Genomic DNA, 19037 nt, shown 5'->3' with positions numbered 1-19037 from the left:
GGAACGGTTCAGGCGACCGAGGCGTGCGCGCTGAGCCGGCGGTAGATACCTGCGATTTCAGGGCTCGGGCCGACATCCATCTCACGGGTCAGGCGCCGGCGCAGTCTGCGGTAGACGTCCAACGCGTCCCGGTTCCTGCCGTCGCGGTCGAGCGCGAGCATGAGCTGACCGTGGAGTCGCTCGCGGGTGGGATACTCCGCGCACAGCTGGATCAGCTCACTCACGATCCGGCCGTGCCCACCGTGCCGGAGGGTCAGCTCGAAGCACTCCTCGGACGCGGCGAGCCGGAGTTCGGTGAGCCAGGCGGCTCGGGTGGTGAAGACGAGACTGTCCAGGTCATCGAGGACAGGACCGCGCCACATCTGCATCGCGGAGCGGTAGTGCGCGGTTGTCTCCTCGATCTGCCCGGTGGTCGCCAGCCGGCGGGCGGTCGCGACGCGTTCGACGAAGACGGTGGCGTCCAGGGTGCGTGGCTCGATGTTGAGCTGGTAGCCCTCCGGCCTGGTCTCGATCAGCGACTGTGGCGCGCCGGCAAGCACGAGCCGTCGGCGCAGTGCGGCGATGCAGTTCTGGACCTGTTTGCGGGCGGTGGTCGGTTGCTGTCCCTCCCACACCATTTCCCCTATTCGGTGAATGGATGTGCGACATTCGGGCGACAGTAGGAGAGCGGCCAGGACTTTCCGCTGTCGGGCTTCCGGAAGGGTGATGCGATGGCCGCCAACTGTTACCTCAAGCGGACCGAGGATTGAGAACTTCATGCTTGTCCCTCCCCCGGGTCACGGCTTTTGAACCGTGCCGGTGGACCCCGTGGTCGGTAAAGAACACCGATTCTGATCGATACCTCTGTATCAGTCAAGGTGCTGAGACGATGACACCGCAGTGACATCACGATGATCGGTTTTCCTAGTCTGGGCTCGTGTCGTGGCGGAACGGGGAGTGCTTAAGGTGATGTCGCCATACGAACTCGTGCTGGTCATGGTCAACAGCCTGGTGGCGGCGACGCTCATTCAAGCCGGACTCAGCAAGGCCGTGTCACCCGGTCAGCTGCGTGAGGCGTTGACCGAGGTCGGCGTGCCGCAGGTAGCCACCACCGACAGCGTCATCCGTGGATACGCGGTCGCCGAGTGTCTCGCCGGTGTCGCGTTGCTGTTCGCGGTGACTCGCCCCGCCGGTGTCGTCCTCGTCGCGTCGACCGGCCTGGGGATCGCCGGTCTCGGAGTGCTCGGCCTGGTACGCGGTAGCGCCGAGCCGTGCGGATGCTTCGGCAACCCGGCCGGAAGACCACTCGGGCTGCCTAACGTGGCGATCGGTGCGGGGTTGATCTCCGCCGCTGCGGCGAACGCGGCCCTGCCGGCACCGGCCGACCCGGCCGCGCTGCTCAGCGCCTCGCTTGCCCTACTGCTGCTCTGCCTGGCCGTCAACCGCTCCTGGGTCTGGCCGTTGATTCGTCTAGATAGGGGACCGTCACTGTGATCTTGTTCCTGAGTCTCGTCGTCCTCATCCTCACCGGTGCCGTGGTCGTCCTTTTCGCGATGCTCGGCGAGCTGTCGTCCCGGGTTCCCGCCGCGGACGAGGACGCGCGCCGCCGCCTGGAGGCGATCGAGACGGCACGGACCGGACGGCGGCCGGATTACTGGCCGGCCGAGTTGGCGCACGTCGCCGAGCAGGAGTACGCCCTGGTGCTCGTGCTCAGCTCAAGCTGTTCGAGCTGCGAGCAGATTGCCGGGCAGGTGTCGCGCCTGCTCGACCGGGGGCCGGCGAACGTCGCCGTGGTCGTCGCGTGTGGCGACCGCAGCCGAGGCGAGCAGTTCGCCCGTACCCACGGCATTGACCGGGGGGTGGTCTACATCGACGTGGAGGGTGCCTGGAGCACCGGCGAGTTCGGTATCGACACCAGCCCCGCGGCGCTGCTGATTCGGGACGGCCGACTGCAGTCGGCATTGCTGTTCTGGGATTTGCCTGCCGTCCTGGCGGCGGTAGGCGCGATGAGTGTCCCCGACAAGGAGGAGGTAGCGTGAAAAAGCAGTTGACCAAGCTACGCAGCAACCGACGGAGGTTGCTGGCCGGTGCCGGGGCGAGCGGCCTCGCCATGGCGACCGCGGTGTTCGGGCGAAGCACTCCGGCACATGCGGCGAACTGGGCGTGTTGCACTCTCTCCTTCGTACCACCGAACATCACCTACGCGAACTGCACCGGCAGTCCGCACTGGGTGTGGCAGTGCACCTTCGGCACAGTCGGGCCGGTGTACCGCTACAACTGCTGCGAGAAGTACAACGCCGCCAAGACGGCTTACGTCGGCTCCGCCACGAAGTACACCTGCATCTCGAACTGTGGCTGATCGATGTCGGTGATCATCGGGTTCGCGCTGCTCGGCGCGATCCTTCAGATGCAGAGCCCTTGAGGCACGTCGATGGCCGGGGTCTCCGGCCCGATGTTGCGGTACGACCGGGCAGGCGGTGTCCGGTTCCTGGTGGGGCTCCTGTTCGGCGGGTTGGTCGGATCGATGCTCCTCGCGGTCCCCGTCCTCCTGCTGGGCACGTTGGTCGTGTCACTGGTCGCCGACGAGGCACGCTGGCTCATCTTCGGCGTGATGCTGTTCGGATTCGGCATCGCCGACCTGACCCAGCGGACCCCGTTCCTGCATCGTCAGGTGCCGCAGTCGCTCGTGCGGATGCTGAAGCCGGGCAGGCTCGGGGTGGTCTGGGGGCTCGATCTGGCGTTGTTGTTCACCACGCAGAAGACCACGTCGCTGCTCTGGGTGACGCTGGCCGGTCTGGTGCTCGTCGCGCCGCAGGCGGCGCCGGTCGTCCTGCCGGCCGCCTGGACGGCGGCGGTACTGGCGATGGCCTTCCTCGCGGCGCGTAGCCCGACGCTGAACTCCATCGGAGAGGAGGGATTGACATGGCAGGATCTGGTGAAGATCCTCCGGCGCTCGTCAGGGATCGTGCTGATCGGCACGGCGGTGGTCGGCGGATTCGTGATGATCTGAGGGCCGACGAGATCCCTGCCCCCGACCCGGCGGAGGGTCAGGTCGTCATCACCCGGTTCGAGTGCCCGAACCTGGCGGTGCTGCTGTTCCTGGTGGCGCTGCACACGCACATCGGGCGGGACGTACGGCGGCTCGCGCCCGGCCTCGTCACCAGTCACGGCGCGGTGCTGTGGCGGGAACGTACCCTGCTCAGCATCTCGGTGTGGCGTGACCTGGACAGCGTCTACGGCATCGGCTCGGCGCAGCGGCACACCTTCGCCACCCGGTTGCCGATCCGGCTCGGTGTCGCGACGAGCAGCGGGGTCTTCTCGTTCACCGGTGATTCGCGGCGCGTGCTGTTCGGGTCGCCGGTCCCACCGCGCTCACCCCTGTCGCCCCTGAAACGTAACGGGAAGTAAGGAGAGGTTGGCATGCCAATACGAACAGTTCGTGGCCATGTGATCCTGACGGAGGACACCTCGGGCGAGCAGACCGTCATGGTCGGCACCAGCCTGACCGGTAACGAGGTGCAGAACGTGTGGGTTCGCAACGTCGGACCGCGCGCCGTCCGGGTGGACCGTCGGGTGCAGTTCGCCGACGGTCGGGTCGGTAAGCACAGCGTCGACGTCGTGGAGGTCAACTTCAGCCCGGACGGCCTCGTGGAGATCCGCAAGGTCGAGGCGTACGAGGATCTCCGGGCGAGTTAGTAGCTCCACCCCCACCAGGACCCGATCGCCGTTCTCGGCGGTCGGGTCCAGTCTTTGTCGGCCCGCCGCCCGCTGCCGTTCGTCCCGCTGGGCTGACGCTTTTCATGATCCACTACATCTTTCGTCGACAGGGACAAAAGTTGGCGGGATAGCGGCCGAAGCTCTGGACAGGCAGCGCGGAAGACGCCTACTGTGTCGGACACCACGCATCGGCACCTCGTCGATGTGAACGAGCCCGGTGGAGAGGTGAGCCGTGCAAACCGCCGACCCGCTGCACGTCCGGCTGCTGCGGCTGCTGCGCGACGAGGGTTCGTTGTCCCGGGCCGAGCTCGCCGACCGGCTGGAAATGCCCCGCCCCCGGTTGCTCGCCGAGCTGGAGCGGCTGGTCGCGCTCGGCTACGTGGCCGAGGCGGGCAAGGCGGCATCCCGGGGCGGGCGACGCTCCACTCTGGTCGAACTGCGCCCGCAACTGCGCTTCGCCGCCGTCGACCTGGGTGCCAGCTCCATCGACGTCGAGGTGGTCAACGGGCGGCTGGAGCCGGTCGCCGCGTACGCGGAGGCGGCCGACATCAGGTCCGGCCCCAAGGCCATCCTGCAACGGGTCAACGAGTTGCTGTACAAGGCCCGGACCGACGGGGTCTACGACCGGCTCGACGCGGTCGGCATAGGAGTTCCCGGCCCGGTCAGCTTCCGTGACGGGGTGCCGGTCTCCCCGCCGATCATGCCCGGCTGGGATCGCTTTCCCGTCCGTGAGCTGATCACCCGGGAGCACAGCTGCCCGGCGGTGGTCGACAACGACGTGAACATCATGGCCATCGGCGAGCGGCACGGCGGGGTGGCGCACTCGGTCAACGACTTCCTGTTCGTCAAGATCGGCACCGGCATCGGGTGCGGCATATACCTCAGCGGCGAGGTCTACCGGGGCACCGACGGTTGCGCCGGGGACATCGGCCACATCCAGGTCGACCCGCACGGGCCGATCTGCTCGTGCGGCAACGCCGGCTGCCTCGAGGCGCTGTTCAGCGGCGCGGCGCTGGCCAAGGAGGCCATGGCCGCGGCGCGCTCCGGCACCTCGCCGGCGCTGGCCGAACGGCTGGCTGCACAGGGCACGGTCACCGCCCTCGACGTGGCCGCCGGCGCCGGTGAAGGAGACGTGACCTGCATCCAGCTCATCCGCGAGGGCGGGCGCCGGGTCGGCAGCGTCCTGGCCGGGCTGGTCAGTTTCACCAACCCGTCAATGATCGTCATCGGTGGCGGGCTCGCCCAACTCGGGCACATCCTGCTCGCGGAGATCCGCAGCGTCGTCTACCGCCGCTCGCTGCCGCTGGCCACCGGCAACCTCCCGGTCGTGCTCTCCGAGCTCGGGTCGCGTGCCGGTGTGGCCGGCGCCGCCGTGCTCGCCAGTGACCTGGCCTTCGGCGAGGCGGCATGAACGAGCCTGCGCGAGTGAGTCACCAAAGTGGAGGAGCGTGATGAGCGAGCAGCCCGAGAGTGCTCCACTGGTCGAGGCACCCGCCGACACCGTCAAGGGCGAGGTGGTCCTGCGTCTGACCGACGTGGTGAAGACCTTTCCCGGCGTACGCGCCCTCGACGGCGTGCAGCTGGAGGTACGCGCCGGCGAGGTGCACTGCCTGCTCGGGCAGAACGGTGCCGGCAAGTCCACGCTGATCAAGGTGCTCGCCGGGGTGCACCGGCCCGACTCGGGGCTGGTGCAGTGGCGCGGTGAGCCCGTCGCCTTCGCCAACCCGCAGGCCGCCATGCGTGCCGGGATCGCCACCATCTACCAGGAACTCGACCTGGTCGAGGACCTCTCGGTCGCGGAGAACGCCTTTCTCGGCCACGAGCCGCGTGGCTTCGGTTTCATCCGTCGGGGCCAGATGGCCCGGCGCACCCGGCAGATCCTCGGCCGGCTCGGCCATGCCGAGATCCCGCCCAACCGGATGGTCCGGGCACTGCCCGCAGCCGGCAAGCAGGTGGTCAGCATGGCCCGCGCGCTCTCCCACGAGGCCCGGCTGATCATCATGGACGAGCCGAGCGCGGTGCTCGCGCACGACGAGGTGGGGAACCTCTTCCGGATCATCCGAGAGCTGACCGCACAGGGCATCGCCGTTATTTACATCTCCCATCGGCTGGAGGAGATCCGCGAGATCGGCGACCGGGTGACCGTACTCAAGGACGGCCGGACCACCGCGGCGAACCTGTCGGCCCGCGACACCCCGACCCGGGATCTGGTCTCCCGGATGACCGGCCGGAGCATCGAGTACGTCTTCCCGGACCGTCCCGACGACAGCGAGGTCGGCGCGGAACTGCTCCAGGTCGAGGGGTTGACCCGGGCCGGTGAGTTCGCCGACGTCTCGCTCACCGTCCGGGCCGGGGAGATCGTCGGCATCGCCGGGTTGGTCGGTTCCGGCCGCTCCGAGCTGCTGGAGACCATCTACGGTGCGCGTCGGGCCGAGTCCGGCACCGTGCGGATGTCCGGCAGGGCGCTGCGGCCGGGCAGCGTCGGCGCGGCGGTGAAGGCCGGCCTGGGCATGGCGCCCGAGGAGCGCAAGAGCCAGGCGCTGCTGCTCGGCGAGCCGATCTATCGCAACGTCACGCTGGCCACCTTCGGCCGCTACGCCCGATTCGGGTTCACCGACGCCACCCGGGAGCAGGCCGAGGCGGACCGGGTCGCCGAGAGCCTGGAGATGCGACCGCGCGACGTCCGCCGGGCGGTACGCACCCTCTCCGGTGGCAATCAGCAGAAGGTGGTGGTCGGGCGCTGGCTGCTCGGCGGCACGAAGCTGCTGTTGCTCGACGAGCCCACCCGGGGCGTGGATGTCGGCGCCCGGGCCGAGCTCTACCAGGTGATCCGGCAGCTGGCCGCCGAGGGCGTCGGGGTGCTGCTGGTCTCCAGTGAGGTGCCCGAGGTGCTCGGCCTGGCCGATCGGGTGCTGGTGATGCGGGAGGGGCGGGTCGTCCGCACTGCCCCGGCCGCCGAACTTGACGAAGACACCGTGCTCGACCTCGTCATGGCGGGGTCCCTGGAGGTGACGGCATGAGTGATGGCCCTTCGACCACGACCCAGTTGCCGGCGCAGTCGGCGCCGGTGGATCCGGCCGCGACCGAGGCGGCCGGGGGGCGGGCCGCCACCCCGGGCAGCGCCGGCCGGCTCTCCTGGTGGCACGGGGACGGCGGCGAGGGCGCGCGCCGCAACCTCGCCCTGATCGGGGTGCTGGTCGTGCTCTTCGTGATCGGGGCGGCCACCCGCTCGGATCTCTACTCCAACCCGGACTGGGTCTGGGCGAACATGCTCATCATCCTCAAGCTCGCCTCGGTGGCCGGCGTGGTCACCGTCGGGATGACCTTCGTGATCATCGGTGGCGGCATCGACCTCTCGGTCGGCGCGATCGTCGCGTTGGCCGGGGTCTGGTCCACCACGGTCGCCACCCAGAGCTTCGGCGCCGGCGGGATGATCTTCACTGCGATCGTGGTCGGGTTGGCGGTCGGCCTGGTCAACGGGACGCTCATCGCGTACGGGCGGCTGGTGCCGTTCATCGCCACGCTGGCCATGCTGGTGGCCGCCCGAGGACTGGCCGCCGAGATCTCCGACAAGCAGACCCAGATCTCGCAGAACACCACCATCAACGGCATCGCCAGCACCAATCTGCTCGGCATCCCGCTGTTGGTCTACATTCTCGCCGCGGTCGTCGCCGCCGGGTGGGTGCTGCTCAACCGCACCACCTTCGGCCGGCGTACGGTCGCCGTCGGCGGCAACCCGGAGGCGGCCCGGCTGGCCGGCATCGACGTCAAGCGGCACACCTTGATGCTCTACGGCCTCTCCGGACTGTGCTGCGGCATCGCCGCCATCATGCTCACCGCCCAGGCCACCTCGGCCCAGGCGGGGATGGCGAACCTCTACGAACTGGACGCCATCGCCGCAGTGATCATCGGCGGCACGCTGCTCAGCGGCGGGCGGGGCACCATCATCGGCTCCCTGCTCGGTGTGATCATCTTCGCCACCATCACCAACCTTTTCGCCATCAATGGTCTCTCCGTCGAGGCCCAGAACATGGTCAAGGGCGGCATCATCGTCGCCGCCGTCCTGATCCAGCAGGTCCAGTTCGGCACTCTCTCCCAGTTCTTCCGCCGCAATCGGCTGACCACCGGCTGAACACCGATACCACCGGGCCACCGAGCAACCGACGGTGGCCGGGCCTCGCACACCCAAATTTCCTCTCCACCACCGATAACCAGGAGGTCGTCATGACCCAGCACAGTCGCGACATGTCGCGGCGCAGGTTGCTCTTCGGCGGGGCGGCCGTCGGCGCCGGCGTACTGCTCGCCGGCTGCACCAGCAACGAGAAGCAGACGCCGACCGAGGCGCAGACCAAGGCGGCCGACGGCGGTGGCAACGCCGAGCCCGGCAAGCAGGTGACGATCGGTTTCTCCGCACCGGCCGAGAGCCACGGCTGGATCGCGGCGATCACCAACAACGCCAAGGCGCAGGCTGCGGCGTACTCCGATGTGCAGCTCAAGTCGGTCGAGGCGGGCGCGGACGCGGCGGCCCAGCGCGCGGCGCTGTCCACCCTGATCGCCGAGCGACCGGACGTGATCGTGCTGCTGCCGTTCGACGGCAAGGAGCTCAACTCGTTCGGCCTGGAGGCGATGAAGGCCGGCATTCCGGTGGTCAACCTGGACCGGGCCTTTCCGGACGCCAAGGCGTACCGGTTGCAGATCAAGGGCGACAACTACGGCATGGGCGTCGCCGCGGCCACCTTCATCGTCGAGCAGCTCAAGGCCAAGAACGTCAGCAACCCGGTGATCGCCGAGATCGCCGGCATGGACGAGCTGGAGCTGACTCAGGAACGGACGCAGGGCTTCAACGACACTCTGGCCCAGAATGGTCTGAAGGTGGCCAACCGCCGGGCGGCCCGGTTCACCATCGACTCCGGGCAGCAGGAGACCAGCCAGTTGCTGCAGGCCCTGCCGAAGATCGATGCGATCTGGAACCACGACGACGACCAGGGCATCGGCGTGCTGGCGGCGATCAACCAGGCCAACCGCAACGAGTTCTTCATGGTCGGCGGCGCCGGCTCGAAGAAGGCGATGGAGGACATCAAGGCCGACAACACGGTGCTCAAGGCCACAGTCACCTACAGCCCGTCGATGGCCTCCTCGGCCATCTCCCTGGCCCGCCTGATCGGTCAGGGGCGGGGCATGTCCGACCTGGTGGAACTCCAGGTGCCCAAGGAGATCATCCTGGCCTCCGAAACGATCACCAAGGAGAACGCGAGCGACTACCTCAAGCTCGGGTTCTGACACAACCGGGGGGAGACCCACTTGTCCACGAACGACAACCAACTGCGGGTCGGCATGGTCGGCTACGCGTTCATGGGCGCCGCGCACTCGCAGGCGTGGCGCACCGTGAACCGGGTGTACGACCTGCCGGCGCGGGCCCGGATGGCGCTCATCTGCGGCCGGGATCCGGAGAAGGTGGCCGAGGCCGCCGACCGGCTCGGCTGGGAGGAGCACACCACGGACTGGCGGGAACTGGTGACCCGGCCGGACATCGACGTGGTCGACATCTGCACACCGGGTGACAGCCACGCCGAGATCGCCCTGGCCGCGTTGGCCGCCGGCAAGCACGTACTGTGCGAAAAGCCGCTGGCCAACACAGTCGCCGAGGCCCGGGAGATGGCTGCTGCGGCGGCCACCGCCCGCGCCAGCGGGGCGCGGTCCATGTGCGGCTTCAACTATCGGCGGGTGCCCGCGGTGGCGCTGATGCGCCAGCTGGTCGCCGACGGTCGGCTCGGCGAGATCCGGCACGTCCGGGCCAGCTACCTGCAGGACTGGATCGTGGACCCGCAGTTCCCCCTGGTCTGGCGGCTCCGTAAGGAGGTGTCCGGCTCCGGCGCGCTGGGTGACATCGGTGCGCACATCATCGATCTCACCCAGTACGTCACCGGCCAGCGGATCACCGGCGTCAGCGCGGTGACCGAGACGTTCGTCAAGGAGCGGCCGTTGCCGAGCGAGTCGAGCGGACTGGCGGCGCAGGCCGACGGGGGCAGCGCCGCCACCGGTCCGGTCACCGTCGACGACGCGGCGATCTTCGTAGCCCGGCTGGAGGGCGGGTCACTGGCCACCTACGAGGCGACCCGGTTCGCCACCGGGCGTAAGAACGCTCTCCGGGTAGAGATCAACGGGTCGCTGGGCAGCGTCGCCTTCGACCTGGAGCGGCTCAACGAGCTGGAGTTCTACGACGCGACGCGACCCGCCGCCGAGCAGGGCTTCAGCCGGATCCTGGTGACCGAGAGCGAGCACCCGTACCTGTCGGCCTGGTGGCCGCCGGGCCACATCATCGGGTACGAGCACTCCTTCACCCACCAGATGCGCGACTTCATCGAGGCGGTGGCGACCGGGGCCGACCCGTCGCCGTCCTTCGCCGAGGCGTTGCAGGTGCAGCTGGTGCTGGACGCGGTGGTCCGGTCGGCCGAACTGGGGTCATCCTGGACCGAGGTGGAGCCGACACTGGCGACGGTCTCCGCCTGAGCCACCTCCGGCGCCGGCCGGCGAGGGCCGGCCGCGGTTGCGCCCCGCGGCCGGATACGGGTCGGGGCCGGAGGTCGTGCCACCGGTGGCACGAGCGGTTCCTCCGGTGTGGCCGGACCGGGATTCCCCGGCCGCACCGGAGGACCGCCACCCGGCGGCCCTCGGGCCGCACAGAGTCAGCCGCCTTCACGGCGGTCCACTTCCGACGAGTCGTCCGGTCCGGCGCGCAGGTCGCGATCGGCCGGATGCGGAGCAGGCAGGGGCGAGACGCCGACTGCCCCTGCCTGCCAGCCCCGTCCGACCGGACCCGCCCCGGGTCACCGGTGCGGCGGCGTCGCCGCCGACCTCGCCGCCGGCCGGTGAGTCGCAAGCCCTGGGCGGCCGGCGGACGGGGCGCATCCGCACAAAGGGTATCTTTCATAGCTATATCTGTTATATTCATGTAACTCGATGGCCGGATTCCCCGACCGGGAAGGAGCGCCATGCGTACGGGTGTCTGGCTGGTGGGGGCGCGCGGCTCGGTCGCGACCACCAGCATCGTGGGGGCACTTGCCCTGCGGGCCGGGTTGGCCGGGCCGACCGGGTGCGTCACCGAACTGCCCGAGGTGCGCGGTCCGGCCCTGCCGGCCTTCGCCGATTTGGTCTTCGGCGGGCACGACGTGATCGCCACCCCACTGGCCAAGCGCGCCGAGGCGCTCGCCGACGCCGGCGTGCTGCCGGCCCGTCTGGTCGCCGCGCTGGCCGAGGAACTGGCCGCCGTCGAGCGGGAGCTGCGCACGGCGCCGAGCGGCGGCAACCAGGCCGATCGGGCCTTCGCCATGGTCCGCGACCTGACCGAGTTCCGGGATCGACACCGGCTGGCCCGCGTCGTGGTGGTCAACGTGGCGGCCACCGAGCCGGCGTGCCGCCCGCACCCCGCGCACGCCGACCCGGACGCGCTGCACGCCGCCCTCACCGGCCCCGACGAGGTGCTGCCGCCCAGTTCGCTGTACGCGTACGCGGCGGTGACGGCGGGCTGCGCCTACGTCGACTTCACCCCCTCCACCGGCCTGCAGCTGCCGGCCCTGGCCGCGCTGGCCGACGCCCACCGCGTGCCGTACGCCGGGCACGACGGCAAGACCGGGGAGACCCTGCTCAAGTCGGTGCTCGCCCCGATGTTCGCGATGCGTCACCTCGCCGTGAAGTCCTGGTCCGGGATCAACCTGCTCGGCGGCGGCGACGGCGTCACGCTCGCCGAACCAGCGGCCAACGCCGCCAAGGTCCGCAGCAAGCAGCGGGTGCTCGACGAGACCCTCGGCTACCTGCCGCAGGGCGACACCCGGATCGATTACGTCGAGAACCTGGGCGACTTCAAGACCGCCTGGGATCTGATCACCTTCGCCGGCTTCCTGGGCACCGGGATGCGCCTGGAGTTCACCTGGCACGGCTGCGACTCGGCGCTGGCCGCCCCGCTCGTGCTCGACCTGGCCCGGCTCACCGCCGCCGCGCACGCCGCCGGCCACACCGGGCCGCTGACCGACCTCGCGTTCTTCTTCAAGGACCCGCTCGGCGACGGCACCCACTCGCTGGCCGAGCAGTGGACCCGGCTGCGCGCGTTCGCCCGGCGGCTGCACACCGGAGGTGCCGATGACCCGCGTGGCTGACCTCGTCGAGCTGGTCCGGGCCCCGGCCGCGCTTTCGGTGCCGGGTGACGTGGTGGCCGGTGCCGCGGCGGCGGGCGCGCTGGGTCCGCGTACGCCGGCACTGGCCGCATCGTCGGTGCTGCTGTACTGGGCCGGGATGGCCGCCAACGACTGGGCCGACCGGCGGCTCGACGCCGTCGAACGCCCGCAGCGGCCGATCCCCAGCGGCCGGGTCAGCCCCGGCCTCGCGGTCGGCCTCGCCGTCGGCCTCACCGCCGCGGGCGTCGGGCTCGCCACCGCCGCCGGCGGTCGGCGGGCCGCCGCCGTGGCGCTGCCGCTCGCCACGGCCATCTGGGGGTACGACCTGGCGGCCAAGAACACCGCCGCCGGTCCGGCCGTGATGGCCGCCTGCCGAGGGCTGGACGTGCTGCTCGGTGCCGCCGCCGGCCGCCCGGCGCGAGCGCTGCCGGCGGCGCTGACCGTCGCCGCACACACCTGGACCGTCACCGCGCTGTCCCGCCGCGAGGTCCACGGTGCCGACAGCGCGCTGCCGCTGCGTACCCTCGCCGGCACCGCCCTGGTCACCGCCAGCGCCGCACTCCCGGCCCGGCCGCGTCGGCGCATCGGCCCCGCTGCCGTCGGCCGGCCCGGCGATTCGACTGCCGTCGGCCGGCCCGGCGGCAGCGCGTCCGTTCGCACCGGCCGCGCCGATCCGGGCGGCCGACCCGGGGCCGGCCGCCGTGCGATCGGCGCCGTCGCGGTGGCGCTGCCCGCCGTTCTCGCCGGCTGGTACGCCGCCCGCTACGGCGGCGCGCAGGCCCGGGTGGTCGCCCGGCCCGACGCCGGCCGGGTTCGCGCGGCGGTCGGTGCCGGCATCACCGGCCTGCCCGCGTTGCAGGGTGCGTTGACCGCCCGCGCCGGATCCGGCCTGCTGGGGCTGGCGGTGGCGGCGGCCGCGCCACTGGGCCGGCGACTGGCTCGGAAGGTCTCCCCGACATGACCGCCGCGGCCAACACCGCAGTCCCCGGAGCGGGGGCGGGCGGCCTGCGGTTCGGGTACGGCACCAACGGCTTCGCCAACCACCGCCTCGACGACGCGCTCGCGGTCATCGCCGAGCTGGGCTACGCCGGTGTCGCGCTGACCCTGGACCACGCCCACCTCGATCCGTTCGCGCCGGGGTTGGCCCGGCGGGTCGACGCCGTGGCTCGTCGGCTGGCCGCGCTCGACCTCGCGGTGGTGATCGAGACCGGGGCCCGCTACCTGCTCGACCCCTGGCACAAGCACGCTCCGACGCTGCTGCACGACGACCCCACCCGCCGGGTGGAGTTCCTGCGCCGCGCGGTGACGATCGGTGCCGACCTCGGCGCCGAGGCGGTCTCCTACTGGGCCGGGGTCCGGCCGGAGGCCGTGCCACCCGCCGTGGCCTGGGACCGCCTGGTCGCCGGCTGCGCCACCGTGGTCGAGGCGGCCGACGCCGCCGGTGTGCGGCTGGGCTTCGAGCCCGAGCCGGGGATGCTGGTCGAGGACATCGCGGGCTGGCGCCGGCTGTACGCCGCCCTGGGCCGGCCACCGGCGCTGGGCCTCACCCTCGACATCGGACACTGCCGTTGCCTGGAGCCGCAGTCGGTGCCCGACTGCGTCCGCGAGGTCGGTGCGCACCTGGTCAACGTGCAGATCGACGACATGCGGCGGGGTGTGCACGAGCACCTGGAGTTCGGCACGGGCGAAATCGACTTCCCACCGGTGCTCGCCGCGCTGCGCGAGGTCGACTACCGCGGTCTCGTCGCGGTCGAGCTGCCCCGGCACTCGCACGCCGCCCCGGCCGTGGCCGCCCGCTCGCTGGACTTCCTCCGGGCCGCGCGGGAGCACTGATGGCAGCACAGGAAGGGCGGAGACGGGTGATGACACCGAACGAGCTGCGGGCGGCCCTGCGGGGCGTACCCGATCCGGAGTGGCTGGCGGCGGCGGTGCGTGATGTCGCGGCGCAGCCGGCGGCGATCGCCCGGTTCTTCCCGGCCGTCGGCCGGCGCTGCGGTCGGGCCGAGCTGCCCGACCTGCCCGGCTGGACCGCCGACGAGGCGGCCCGCGCGCTGCTGCTGGTCAGCATGACGGCCGACCAGGCCGAGTGGGCCGAGACCCTCTACCGCACCGGGGACGCCGCCGAGAAGCGGGCCGTGCTCAAGGCGCTGCCGCTGCTGCCGATCGGTGCGGTCGGGTTGCCGCTGCTGCACGACGCGCTGCGCACCAACGACACCCGGCTGATCGCCGCCGCACTCGGCCCGTACGCCGAGCATCTCGAACCGCCGGCCTGGCGGCAGGCCGTGCTCAAGTGCGTCTTCAGCGGCGTACCGCTGGCCATGGTGGCCGACCTCGACGCCCGCGCCGACGGGGAACTGGCGGCGATGCTCGCCGCGTTCGCCGCCGAGCGGCGGGCCGCCGGACGGACCATGCCCGCCGACGCCACCGAACTGCTGGACCGGCTCACCACCGCCGCCGGCCGAGAGCACCACAAGGAGGCGTGATGCGCATCTTCGACCCGCACATCCACATGACGTCCCGGACCACCGACGACTACGAGCGCATGGCCGCCGCGGGCGTGAAGGCGGTGGTGGAGCCGGCGTTCTGGCTGGGCCAGCCGCGCACCAACGTCGGCTCGTTCACCGACTACTTCGACTCGCTGGTGGGTTGGGAGCCGTTCCGGGCCGGACAGTTCGGGGTGCGTTATCACGCCACGGTCGCGCTCAACCCCAAGGAGGCCAACGACCCGCGCTGCCGGCCGGTGCTCGACGTCCTGCCTCGCTACCTGGACAAGGACGGGGTGGTCGCGGTCGGTGAGATCGGGTACGACTCGATGACGCCCGAGGAGGACGCCGTCTTCGCCGCCCAACTCGCTCTGGCCGTGGCGCACGACCTGCCGGCGCTGGTGCACACCCCGCACCGGGACAAGGTCCGCGGTGTCGAACGCAGCCTGGCCGTGGTCGCCGAGTCCGGCATCGAGCCGGGCCGGGTGGTGATCGACCACCTCAACGAGGTGACCGTGCAACTGGTCCGGGACACCGGCTGCTGGCTCGGCTTCTCCATCTACCCGGACACCAAGGTGTCCCCGCCCCGGTTGGTCGAGGTGCTCAAGGCGTACGGCACCGAGCGGGTCCTGGTCAACTCGGCCGCCGACTGGGGCCGCTCGGATCCGCTGCTCACCCGGGCCACCGGCGAGGCGATGCTGCTGGCCGGGTTCACCGACGACGACGTCGACCGGGTGCTCTGGCGTAACCCGGTCGAGTTCTACGGGCAGTCCGGACGGCTCGACCTCAGCGACGTCGACGCACCGGAGCCGACCTTCGCCGGCAACTCGATCCTGCGCGGCGGCAGCTGATGCGGCTGCGGCACGCCGGCGGGCGCACCGTGCACCTCGGCTACTGCACCAACGTGCATCCGGCCGAGGACCTCGCCGGTCTCCTCGACCAGTTCGACCGCTACGCGGTGCCGGTCCGCACCCACCTCGGCACCGACCTGCTCGGCCTCGGCCTGTGGCTGGCCGCCCCGGTCGCCGCCGAGCTGGCCGCCGACCCGGACGCCCGTCGCCGGTTGCGCACCGAGCTGTCGGTACGCGGCCTGGAGGTGGTCACTCTCAACGGTTTCCCGTACGCGTCCTTTCAGACGCCGGTGGTGAAGGGCGCGGTGTACCACCCGGACTGGACCACTCCCGACCGGCTCCGGTACACCCTGGACCTGGCTCGGGTGCTCGCTGACCTGCTGCCCGACGACGCCGCCCGGGGCTCGGTCTCCACCCTGCCGCTGGCCTGGCGGACGCCGTGGGACGCCACGCGGGCCGGTGCCGCCCGGCGTCGTCTCGACCAGCTCGCCACCGGGCTGGCCGCCATCGAGCGGGACACCGGTCGGCCGGTGCGCGTCGGTTTCGAGCCGGAGCCCGGCTGCGTGGTGGAGAGCACCGACCAGGCCGTGGCCCTGCTGTCCGGAGTGGACACCGCGCGGCTCGGTGTCTGCCTGGACCTCGCCCACCTCGCCTGCGCCTGGGAGGAGCCGGCTGCCGCCCTGGACCGGCTGGCGGCGGCCGGCCTGCCGGTGGTGAAGGTGCAGGTGTCCGCCGCGCTGGAGGCGGCCGACCCGGCCGGTGATCCGGCCGCGCTGCGCCGCTGGGTCGAGCCGCGTTTCCTGCACCAGACCCGCGCTGCCGGCTGCGCCGCCGCGGCGGACCCGGCGGACCCGGCCTGGGCTTCCGACGACCTGGACGCCGCGCTCGACGCGGAGCTGCCGGGCCCGTGGCGGGTGCACTACCACGTGCCGCTGCACGCCCCGCCCGAGCCGCCGCTGGGCTCGACCGTGCCGGTGCTGCGTGCCGCGTTGGCCGCGCTCCTCGCCGGCCCCGACGCGGGCTGCGACCACCTCGATGTCGAGACGTACACCTGGGGGGTGCTGCCGGCCGCGCGGCGCCCGAGCACCGACGCGGAGCTGGCCGCCGGGATCGCCGCCGAGCTGGGCTTCGCCCGAGACGAGTTGGTCGCCCTCGGGCTGACCCCGATCGAAACGGCGGTTATCCCGTGAGCGCGAGGAGTGAGCCGGTTTTGCGAGCCCCGCAGTCGCGAACAAAAGGTGATGCCGTGTGCGCGAGGAGTGAGCCGGTTTTGCGAGCCCCGCAGTCGTGAACAAAGGCGGTAAGAGCGTGAGTCAGAAACTTCTGGTGCTGGACGTGGTGGGGCTGACCCCGCGTCTGCTGGCGCACATGCCCCGGCTGCGGGCGCTGGCCGACGCCGGGTTCCGCGCCGAGCTGGGCACGGTGCTGCCGGCGGTCACCTGTTCGGTGCAGTCGACCTTCCTCACCGGGGCACTCCCCGCCGATCACGGGATCGTCGGCAACGGGTGGTACTTCCGGGACCTCGGCGAGGTACTGCTCTGGCGGCAGCACAACGCGCTGGTCGGAGGAGAGAAGCTGTGGCAGGCGGCCCGCCGGGTCCGGCCGGACTACACGGTGGCGAACGTCTGCTGGTGGTACGCGATGGGCGCGGACGTGGACTGGACCGTCACCCCGCGCCCGGTGTACCACGCCGACGGGCGCAAGGACCCCGACTGCTACACCGACCCACCGGAGCTGCACGACCAGCTCACCGACGCGCTGGGCACCTTCCCGCTGTTCAGCTACTGGGGGCCGGGGGCGGGGCTGGCGTCGTCGCGGTGGATCTGCCGGGCCGCCGAGCGGATCCTCGCCGAGCAGTCGCCGGACCTGACTCTGGTCTACGTCCCGCACCTGGATTACGACCTGCAACGCTTCGGTCCATCCTCGCCGCAGGCGGCCGCCGCGGCCACCGAACTGGACGGCGTGCTCGCCCCGCTGTTGGACGCTGCGCAGGCGCGGGACACGACGGTGGTGGTGCTGTCGGAGTACGGCATCACCGACGTCTCCCGGCCGGTCGACGTGAACCGGCTGCTGCGTTCCGAGGGGCTGCTGCGGGTGTACACCCAGGCCGGCATGGAGTACCTCGACCCGTGGACCTCGCGGGCGTTCGCGGTCGCCGACCACCAGATCGCCCACGTCTACGTGCGCGATCCGGCGGACGTACCGGCGGTGGCGAAGCTCTGCGCGGCGCTGCCCGGGGTGGCCGAGGTGCTCGACGCCGCCGGCAAGGCGGCCCACGGCCTGGACCACCCGCGCGCCGGTGAGCTGGTGCTGGTGGCCGAGCCGGACGCCTGGTTCACCTACTACTACTGGCTGGACGACGTCCGCGCACCGGACTTCGCGCGGCTGGTCGAGATCCACCGCAAGCCCGGGTACGACCCGGCGGAGCTGTTCTTCGATCCGGCCGCGCCGGGCGCGGCGAAGCGGCGCGCCGCTGTCGCGCTGGCTCGCAAGAAGCTCGGCATGCGGTACCTGATGAGCGTGGTCGGGCTGGACGCCGGGGCACGGGCGGTGCGGGGCTCGCACGGGCGGCTGCCGACCGACCCCGCCGACGCCCCGGTGCTGCTCTGCTCCGACGCGTCGGCGGCCCGGGATCGGATAGCCGCCACGGAGGTGAAGGGGCTGCTGCTGGAACTGGCCGGGTTGGAGAGGTCGTGACCGTCACGGCGGTGCCCACCGACGCGGGCGAGCTGCGTGCTCGGTTCGACGCCGAGCTGACCGCCTTCCTCGACCGTCAGGACCCGGACTGGCCGGACGGCGCGCCCAGGGGGGTGTTCACCACGCTGCACCGCTTCGTGCTGACCGGCGGCAAGCGGCTGCGCCCGCTCTTCTGCTACTGGGGCTGGCGGGGAGCGGGCGGCCCGGACTGCACCCCGATCGTGATCGCCGCTGCCGCGTTGGAGCTGTTCCACGCCTTCGCGCTGATCCACGACGACATCCTCGACGGCAGCGACCGCCGTCGGGGCGAGCCCTCGGTGCACCGGATCTTCGCCGATCTGCACGCCCGCTCGTCCTGGCGGGGCGACCCGGAGGCGTACGGGCGCAACACCGCCCTGCTCTGCGGCGATCTCTGCGCCGCCTGGGCCGATCAGATGTTCCACGAGTGCGGGCTGAGCACGGAGGCGGTGCACCGCGGGTACGGCGTCTTCGCGCTGATGCGTACCGAGGTGATCGCGGGGGAGTATCTCGACCTGGTCTCCGCGGTGGGTGACGGCTCGGTCGCCAGCGCGCTCACCGTGATCCGGATGAAGGGGGCGCGGTACACCGTCACCCGGCCGTTGCAGATCGGTGCCGCGCTGGCCGGGGCGCCGCGCGAGTTGATCGCGGCGTTGGCCGACTTCGGCGACCCACTCGGGGACGCCTTCCAGCTTCGCGACGACGTGCTCGGGGTCTTCGGCGACCCGGAGGTCACCGGCAAGTCCGTCCTGGACGACCTGCGCGAGGGCAAGCCCACGGTGATGATGGCGATGGCCCGCGACGCCGCCGACCGGAGCCAGAGCGCGCGACTGCGGGAGCTGTTCGGCAATCCCGACCTGGACGCGGCCGGCGGCGCCGAGCTGCGAAAGATCATCGAGGACACCGGGGCGCGGGCGAAGATCGAGCAGATGATCCAGGTGCGGGCCGACGCCGCCCTGGCCGCGCTTGAACAGACCGAGCTGGCCGAGGAGAGCCGGGCGGCGTTGGCCGCGTTGGCCGCCCAGGCGATCAACCGCCAGCAGTGAGCTGACGGCCTGCTGGACACGCAGACCGTGCCGGAGCCGGTGCGGCGTCGCCAACTTCCGATCAAATCGACAAAA

General features: G+C 71.4%; 20 protein-coding genes. 19 read left to right on the top strand and 1 reads right to left on the bottom strand.

Annotated elements, in window-relative coordinates:
- Positions 1–8: 8 nt before the first annotated feature.
- Positions 9–617 (bottom strand): AfsR/SARP family transcriptional regulator, encoded by a 609-nt coding sequence (locus Vqi01_RS04065; protein ID WP_204033087.1) that lies wholly within the window; start codon positions 615–617, stop codon positions 9–11.
- Positions 618–948: 331 nt separating this feature from the next.
- Here Vqi01_RS04065 and Vqi01_RS04060 point away from each other — a divergent pair, with 331 nt between their 5' ends.
- The 19 genes from Vqi01_RS04060 (at position 949) to Vqi01_RS03970 (ending at position 18962) form a co-directional block, all read left to right on the top strand.
- Positions 949–1473: a MauE/DoxX family redox-associated membrane protein gene (locus tag Vqi01_RS04060; RefSeq protein WP_372444302.1), complete on the top strand. Its 525-nt coding sequence runs from the start codon at positions 949–951 to the stop codon at positions 1471–1473.
- A complete protein-coding gene (locus tag Vqi01_RS04055; RefSeq protein WP_204033084.1) occupies positions 1470–2018 on the top strand; it encodes a hypothetical protein in 549 nt (182 codons plus the stop codon). The genes Vqi01_RS04060 and Vqi01_RS04055 overlap by 4 nt, the downstream gene beginning before the upstream one ends.
- Complete coding sequence (locus Vqi01_RS04050; protein WP_204033082.1) at positions 2015–2338, top strand: hypothetical protein; 324 nt, start codon at positions 2015–2017, stop codon at positions 2336–2338. Before Vqi01_RS04055 ends, Vqi01_RS04050 begins: the two co-directional genes overlap by 4 nt.
- 72 nt (positions 2339–2410) lie before the next feature.
- Positions 2411–2989 (top strand): hypothetical protein, encoded by a 579-nt coding sequence (locus Vqi01_RS04045; RefSeq protein ID WP_204033080.1) that lies wholly within the window; start codon positions 2411–2413, stop codon positions 2987–2989.
- Positions 2902–3387, top strand: coding sequence for a hypothetical protein (locus Vqi01_RS04040; RefSeq protein ID WP_204033079.1), 486 nt, complete (start codon positions 2902–2904; stop codon positions 3385–3387). The genes Vqi01_RS04045 and Vqi01_RS04040 overlap by 88 nt, the downstream gene beginning before the upstream one ends.
- A 12-nt stretch (positions 3388–3399) precedes the next feature.
- Positions 3400–3675, top strand: a complete 276-nt coding sequence (locus Vqi01_RS04035) for a hypothetical protein (protein WP_204033077.1) — start codon at positions 3400–3402, stop codon at positions 3673–3675.
- 253 nt (positions 3676–3928) lie between these two features.
- A complete protein-coding gene (locus tag Vqi01_RS04030) occupies positions 3929–5107 on the top strand; it encodes an ROK family protein (protein ID WP_204033075.1) in 1179 nt (392 codons plus the stop codon).
- Positions 5108–5147: 40 nt separating this feature from the next.
- Positions 5148–6716: a sugar ABC transporter ATP-binding protein gene (locus Vqi01_RS04025; RefSeq protein WP_204033073.1), complete on the top strand. Its 1569-nt coding sequence runs from the start codon at positions 5148–5150 to the stop codon at positions 6714–6716.
- On the top strand, positions 6713–7828 hold the full coding sequence (locus tag Vqi01_RS04020) for an ABC transporter permease (RefSeq protein ID WP_204033071.1): 1116 nt from the start codon (positions 6713–6715) through the stop codon (positions 7826–7828). The genes Vqi01_RS04025 and Vqi01_RS04020 overlap by 4 nt, the downstream gene beginning before the upstream one ends.
- A 92-nt stretch (positions 7829–7920) precedes the next feature.
- Positions 7921–8976, top strand: a complete 1056-nt coding sequence (locus Vqi01_RS04015) for a substrate-binding domain-containing protein (protein ID WP_204033069.1) — start codon at positions 7921–7923, stop codon at positions 8974–8976.
- Positions 8977–9030: 54 nt separating this feature from the next.
- Entirely contained in the window at positions 9031–10206 is a 1176-nt protein-coding gene (locus Vqi01_RS04010; protein ID WP_372444301.1) for a Gfo/Idh/MocA family protein, read from the top strand.
- A gap of 482 nt (positions 10207–10688) precedes the next feature.
- The gene (locus tag Vqi01_RS04005; protein WP_204033065.1) at positions 10689–11849 is read left to right on the top strand and encodes an inositol-3-phosphate synthase; all 1161 of its coding nucleotides are present in this window, start codon (positions 10689–10691) and stop codon (positions 11847–11849) included.
- Positions 11833–12828, top strand: coding sequence for an SCO3242 family prenyltransferase (locus tag Vqi01_RS04000; RefSeq protein WP_204033063.1), 996 nt, complete (start codon positions 11833–11835; stop codon positions 12826–12828). Before Vqi01_RS04005 ends, Vqi01_RS04000 begins: the two co-directional genes overlap by 17 nt.
- The gene (locus Vqi01_RS03995) at positions 12825–13700 is read left to right on the top strand and encodes a sugar phosphate isomerase/epimerase family protein (protein WP_204033061.1); all 876 of its coding nucleotides are present in this window, start codon (positions 12825–12827) and stop codon (positions 13698–13700) included. The genes Vqi01_RS04000 and Vqi01_RS03995 overlap by 4 nt, the downstream gene beginning before the upstream one ends.
- 29 nt (positions 13701–13729) lie before the next feature.
- Complete coding sequence (locus Vqi01_RS03990; protein ID WP_204033059.1) at positions 13730–14350, top strand: EboA domain-containing protein; 621 nt, start codon at positions 13730–13732, stop codon at positions 14348–14350.
- On the top strand, positions 14350–15201 hold the full coding sequence (locus tag Vqi01_RS03985; protein ID WP_204033057.1) for a TatD family hydrolase: 852 nt from the start codon (positions 14350–14352) through the stop codon (positions 15199–15201). Before Vqi01_RS03990 ends, Vqi01_RS03985 begins: the two co-directional genes overlap by 1 nt.
- Positions 15201–16391 carry a metabolite traffic protein EboE gene (gene eboE, locus Vqi01_RS03980; protein WP_204033055.1) on the top strand — a complete coding sequence of 397 codons (1191 nt, stop codon included), beginning with the start codon at positions 15201–15203 and terminating at the stop codon, positions 16389–16391. The genes Vqi01_RS03985 and eboE overlap by 1 nt, the downstream gene beginning before the upstream one ends.
- Positions 16392–16509: 118 nt before the next feature.
- Positions 16510–17898 carry an alkaline phosphatase family protein gene (locus Vqi01_RS03975; RefSeq protein WP_204033053.1) on the top strand — a complete coding sequence of 463 codons (1389 nt, stop codon included), beginning with the start codon at positions 16510–16512 and terminating at the stop codon, positions 17896–17898.
- Positions 17895–18962 carry a polyprenyl synthetase family protein gene (locus Vqi01_RS03970; protein WP_204033051.1) on the top strand — a complete coding sequence of 356 codons (1068 nt, stop codon included), beginning with the start codon at positions 17895–17897 and terminating at the stop codon, positions 18960–18962. Before Vqi01_RS03975 ends, Vqi01_RS03970 begins: the two co-directional genes overlap by 4 nt.
- Positions 18963–19037 lie beyond the last annotated feature (75 nt).

Origin of the sequence: Micromonospora qiuiae (assembly GCF_016863555.1) — a bacterium.
GTDB classification, from domain to species: Bacteria; Actinomycetota; Actinomycetes; order Mycobacteriales; family Micromonosporaceae; genus Micromonospora; species Micromonospora qiuiae.
Note: the sequence above shows the minus strand (reverse complement) of the source record. Positions and strands in the feature narration are given on the sequence as shown.